This is a genomic window from Vibrio sp. Y20_XG_PY13 (assembly GCF_024181925.1).
Lineage (GTDB): Bacteria > Pseudomonadota > Gammaproteobacteria > Enterobacterales > Vibrionaceae > Vibrio > Vibrio parahaemolyticus.
Map to the genome: position 1 here is coordinate 1 of NZ_JAMZAL010000026.1, position 6,586 is coordinate 6,586.

A 6,586-nucleotide genomic window follows, 5' to 3' on the forward strand; every position below is an offset into this window, starting at 1 on the left:
GATACCGACGGTGATGGCACGAGTGACAGTGCGCCAACGTTAACCATTGCCGATGCAGCTGATGGCAGCGTCAGCGTGGCTGAAAACAGTGATGGCATTGAAACCAATGTCACGCTACCAACGGGCGTGGAAGAAGGCGATACCATCACCTTAACCATCACTAACCCAGATGGCAGCACCACTGAGCAGGCGTACACGGTGACGGCGGCTGACATTACCAATGGCAGCGCGGACATCACCATTCCAAGCTTGACGGACGAAGGGGCTTACAGCGTCACCAGCAGCATCAGTGATACGGCGGGTAACACTACCGCAGAAAGTACGCCGGTAAATTTCACGCTTGATACGACACCTCCTACAACAACGGTTAGCATTGATGGAGCAACCGATGATGTTGGTCCGTATACTGGCATTTTATCTGATGGCGATGTAACGGATGACACAATCCTTACGTTAAACGGTACTCTAAGTGCCGATTTGGTGGCCGGTGAGACGATAAATATTTACGATGGTGGTATTTTGCTTGGCACTGCTACTACCGTGAGTGGTACAAGTTGGACTTATGATGACTCGCGTGTACTGCCTCATGGAGCTACGCCTGCCTACACTGCGGTCGTGATAGACGGAGTAGGTAATACAGGGGCAATAAGTGATGAGTTCAATTTAACCGTCAATACATCAACACCGTTGATTGATCTCGTTCAGGTCGGTGATTTTGATATTGCTTACAACGAGTCTAATAATGTCACGTTGTCAGGAACGACCACTAATGTGGAAGATGGGCAGATTGTAACGCTGACTGTGACAGATAGCGTCGGAACTTCTGCTACATTTACAGCTGTTGTGAGCGGCAACACTTGGTCGGTTAATGCAGACCTAACTGATAAAGGGTTTGTTGATGGTTCGATAACAGTACAAGCAGAAGTAAGCAATGCAGCAGGAGTACCTGCTACAGTTGATACTGAAACTGCGACGCTAGAATTACCTGATGCACCAATTGATTTGGAATTCTCTATTGCAGGTCCGTCTCCAACAGTGGTTAACGAGTTGACTGATGGTGACCAAAGTCAAGCAACAACGACAAGCTTGGTCGGCGGTGGGTATGTCAGTATCTGGAGGGATTCTGACAATAATCCTGATAATGGTGGGTTATACGGACAAATATTCAATGATGATGGCACTCGGGTTGGCGGTACATTTGAAGTTACTATTTCGGATTGGAGCCACTTACCGTTATTGAGAAACTATGAAGTCATCTCGCTTTCCTCTGGTGGATTTGCCCTTGCAGTAAGTGGATTAAATGAGACTGCTGGCGCTTATGATTCAGCTGTCGCTGTATTTGACGCCTCAGGAAATCAAGTAGACTCTTTTGTGATCGCTGACCCTGGTTTTTATCCTAAAATTGTCGAAACGGTGGATGGGAATATAGCAACGGTTTATCAACAGGCGAATAATACATCTATTTTCCTTAGAGTAGATGAACCTGACGGAACAGATGTTGTTGCTCCTGTTGTTATTTCCACCGGTACTGCCTTCAGTATAAATACACAGCTTTTAGCTTTAGATAATGGCAATTTGGTAGTGGCCTACCGAGATGGAGATACTGGGCCATTTGAAATGTATGTTTACGACTCTGCTGGCGTGTTGTTAACCACGACGACCTTTGGTGGAAATGGTAGCGCTGACTCTTCCGCAGTTTGGTTACAAGATGTTGAATTAGTTTCAAATGATGATGGTGGAATATCGGCAGTCTATGAACAAGAAGGCAACATCTATTTCCAATCGTGGGATGCGTCAGGGGGCGAGGTAATTGCTCCAATCCAGATTTCAGATGTATCGGGTCGTTATTTTGGAGACCCAGAAATAATACAATTATCGAATGGAGATTATTATGCAGTGTGGGTTGGCGTTTCAGACGCAGATTCAACAGATAGGGTTGTTTATGGACAAAGGTTGGATGAAACTGGAGCGTTAATTGGATCCGTGGATATCATTAATACCGATATGCCTTCTGATGTTCATAGCTCAAGGGATATTAATATTACAGAACTGTCTACTGGTGAAGTGACCGTCTCTTGGACAGCAACGCTAGCAGATGGTTCAGGTAGCGGTGTTTTCCAACGTACCATTGGCACAGCAGCACAAGTTATTGAAAATCCTGAAGTGGGAGACATTATTGGCGGAGTTTCGACTGTTACAGACCCTGATGTCGGTGATACGTTTACGTATTCATTGTCAGATGATGCAAATGGTGCGGTGACCATTGATCCATCAACAGGCGTGGTGACAATTGCAGATCCAAGCAAGATCGATTATGAAACATCAACCACCCTTTCATTTACAATCCGAGTTACGGATTCAATGGGTTTGACTTATGACGAGGTTGTCACGCTTGATGTGTTAGATGAAGGGCCATCAATCGAATTAGCAAATGTTAACGATATTGCTTATAACGAATCAGATAGTGTGACAATATCGGGAACTACTGCAAGAGTTGAAGATAATCAAACCGTTACGGTTACTATCACGGATAGCGCAGGAACGACTGCAACGTACACCACCACGGTTACAAATGATACTTGGACACTTGATGCTGACCTTACAGGTCAAGGATTTGTCGCAGGAAATATCACGGTGACTGCTAGTGTCATTGATGCAGTGGGAGAACCTGCATCCTCAAATGCGGAAACGGCAACGTTAGATGTGCCAGATGCGCCAACGGATCTTGTTTTTGGCGAGGCGGGTTCTGCTTCTACAAGCGCTAATTCATCAACCGCTGGTAATCAAAATGCAGCACAAACAACATCATTAAGTGATGGTAAATATGCTATTGCATGGCTTGACAGCGGTAGTGGCAGTTGGTCAACCAAAGGACGTATTTACAATGAAGATGGAACAGCTGCAACGGATGAGTTTTTAATTACCTTTGAAGGCAATAATAAGGGGGCACCTCAAGATATTATTACCCTAGCGAATGGTAGCTTTGCAGTAAGCGCACAGATTGCACACAACGGAACATATTACACAGGGATAGCCATTATTGATGAGAATGGTAATCAAACCTCTGATTTTTATACAAATAGTTTTGCATATTACGTTAATATTGATGAGACGCCAGATGGCAATATAGCTTCTGTTTACACGACAACTAGTACATCTCCAAACTCTCTAGTGCTTGAGGTGCATGATCAATCAGGTAATCAAGTTGTCAACCCTGTCACCATCGATAGCGATTTCACATGGAATCAGTATGCTCAGGTAACCGTGTTAAGTAACGGGGATATCATAGTTGGATACCGTGATGGTAATACGGCAGATCACGTCATCAAGGTTTATTCTTCAACAGGCGTTTTGACCAATACAATTGACTTTGGCGGTCCTGGGATTAATGGCAATAACTTAACCATGACAGAAAACAGCAATGGAGGCATCACCGTCACTTATGAAAATAATGGTGAGATTTATCTACAAGCTTGGGATCAAACCTATACGGAAATTATCGCGCCAGTTCAACTTTCTTCACTCGGTGAATCTTCGAACTATTATCCTGAAATAGTAGAGCTATCAAGTGGTGGTTATTACGTGGTATGGCAGCATGATAACCCAGACGGTACGAGTGACTTATGGGGACAAGCAATAAGCAGTACAGGTACTTTGATTGGTGAAAGTACTCATATTGGTTCTAATGTCATTGGTGATTCTACCATTAATAGACGTCCGTCTATTTCGGAACTCAGCAGTGGGGAAATCATTGTCAGTTGGGTAGGTGATAGCGCAGACGGTAGCGGTACGGGCATTGTTCAACAAATTGTTGGAACAGGGCTACAGATTGTAGAAAACCCAAATGCTGGTGATATTGTTGGTGGTGTTAGAAGTGTTACCGATCCTGATGTAGGAGATACCTTCACTTATTCTTTAGTGGATGATGCCAATGGCGCATTTACCATTGATTCAATAACAGGCATCGTCACCGTTGCTGACCCTAGTAAAATTGACTACGAACAGTCGGAAACGTTAGATATGACGATTCGAGTTACGGACTCGATGGGACTGACATATGACGAAGTTGTCACGATTAAGATTATTGACGGTGAAGAAACGGTACCAGATCCAACTCCAAACGACGATGTAATTAGTGCCACATCTGATGATGATATTATCGATGGTTTAGCCGGAAATGATGTCTTTTATGCGGGGGCTGGGGATGATGTCATTGTTGGTAATACTGGTGATGATACGATTTATGGTGGTTCTGGTAATGATGTTATTGATGGGGGCGGCGGCACTCCAGCGCCAACCTATTCAAAAATCACTCCAGTGACAACAGGTACAACAGGGGAAGTCACTGCAACCTCTGAGGACGGTAATTTTACCGTTACTGTTAGTGATAATGATGGCAGTGGTGTAGTGACAGCAAATAATGTTACTAAGCAGACGCATTTAACGGATTACTTCTCGGCAAACGTAGCATCAAGTAATGACAAACAAACGTTTGACTTTGGCCAGCAGGTTGCGGGGGTTAAACTCAATGTCTCTGGTATGAGTTCATATGACACCATGTGGTTTAGGGTCGACGGGGAGTACATCTCACTAGCAGATGCGATAAATACAGGACGGGCCGCTATTACAGGGGATTATGAATTCTTTAGAGCATGGGGTAGCTCAAATATCGATGCGTTAAATCCTGTACTTTGGGAACAAGAAGATAGTCAAGGGAACTCTACAGGGTTTATAGAAGTGGAACTATTTATCCCGTTAACCACGTTGGAAGTTTTGACCGGTGGTAATAGTGGCTCTTTACAGTATGAGTTGTTTGTAAATACCGATGATGTCGTTATTCCTGATGGGCAAGATACCTTGTATGGCGGTGAAGGAAATGACGTTATTCTCGGTGGAGAGGATGACGATATTCTTTATGGCGACGAAGGAAGTGATGTTCTTATCGGTGAAGCTGGCTCTGATACGTTATACGGTGGTGAAGGAGACGATGTTTTAATTGGCGGTACTGTTTCTGGGAATGTTGTAGCTTCTGATGAAACTAGCGGTACTGTGGGAGGAGTGGTTGAACCTAACTATGTTCAATTACTCCCTGTAGATGGAACATTTGATGGATCTAGAGAAAATCTTGCTTCAGCTGATGGTTCAATTAGTGGAGAGATTTATACCGTTTATGGGCTGAGAGCCGGTAGTTTAGATGATAGTTTACGGACGCGAGGTTACACTGACACTTATGAGCTTTCATTAACATCAGCGGTGGCAGGTGCGAAGATTGTTGTCGATGAAATGAATTTAAGCAGCGAATATTTGTACTTTAGAATAGATGGTGTTGATGTAAGTATACAAGATATGCTTGACCAAGGGCTTGTTACTATTACAGGGAATTATGTCCTTGAAGAGCCGGAAGGTGGAGGTGCGGGGGTTGATCGTGCAATTACTTTCGATGGAACGGGGACGATTGAAATTAATAAGTCGTTTACTGATATAGATATTGTGGCTCGATCGGGTGGTACCACACAAAAATTCAGTTATCAGATTTTTGTGGACTCAACAGATCCTGATACGATCACTTATGTTAATGATACTTACAGCGGAAGTGAATTAGGAGATATAGATATTCTGGCTGGCGGAGCTGGTAATGATATTCTCACTGGTGGTGACGGAGACGATTTGTTTGTATTTGATTCTCAGTTTAACGATGGTGATACAGATACAATCACTGACTTTACTATCGAATCGGATAAAATAGATTTAACTGATGTATTGCAAGATGATGCAGAACCATTGACGGTGGATGATTTCTTAGCGGCTTTATCAGTGGCAGAAGTTGATGGAAATATGGAGCTTCAATTTGTACAAGATGGTAAAACACAAACCATTGTACTAGAAGATTTTGCACAATCTGATTTAGGGTTAAGTGGTGCAGATAGCACGGCAATTATTACTGAGCTTTATAATAGGAATATATTTACGACCGATTAAGTCACTTATGCTGTGTATCGCCATAAAATGTGTTTACAGTGACTAATCCTGATATGGATTAACACTTTTAATAAAAACGCTCGCTGTACTTCAGCGGGTGTTTTGTATTGTGCGCCGAGCATGGCGTTGATCTAGGAGGTGAAAGTCCTCTACGGGCTCAGTCGAGCGAGAACCGTTAGCCTATGCAAGGGTGTTCGCCGTGAGGTGAAATCTGAAGGAAGCAAATGGCAAAACTTGGTTGTGACGAACAGAAATCTGATAGTAGGCCTGTACAACTTGGGTAACCTAGCAATAGATAGAATAGCCCAATGCCTCGACGGGAAGTGTGTATAGGTAAATCAGGCACGACCAAGGGAAAGAGCAACGTCTTACCTCGGGAGATCTTATGATCTGTCTCAGTCGAGACTAATACAGCAGCGATGTTGTGTGATTGATTATAAGAAGTCAGCAGAAGGCATAGTACTTTGAGGAGGCTTTGTTGCTTAATTCATAGAGAAACCATGTCTGCCCCATCGTGCTTAATTCTTAAACGATATACTGAGTTTCAGGCATACCTAGCCCTGTAAGCTTATTCAGCGCCCTGATCATAGCGTAAGTCTCACCAACT

At 43.6% G+C, this 6,586-nt stretch carries 1 protein-coding gene; it reads left to right on the forward strand.

Features of this window, described 5'->3' with window-relative positions; genetic code table 11:
* Nucleotides 1–45: 45 nt before the first annotated feature.
* Nucleotides 46–5,979 (forward strand): type I secretion C-terminal target domain-containing protein, encoded by a 5,934-nt coding sequence (locus NL646_RS23065; RefSeq protein ID WP_367618117.1) that lies wholly within the window; start codon nt 46–48, stop codon nt 5,977–5,979.
* The last annotated feature ends 607 nt before the right edge of the window (nt 5,980–6,586 follow it).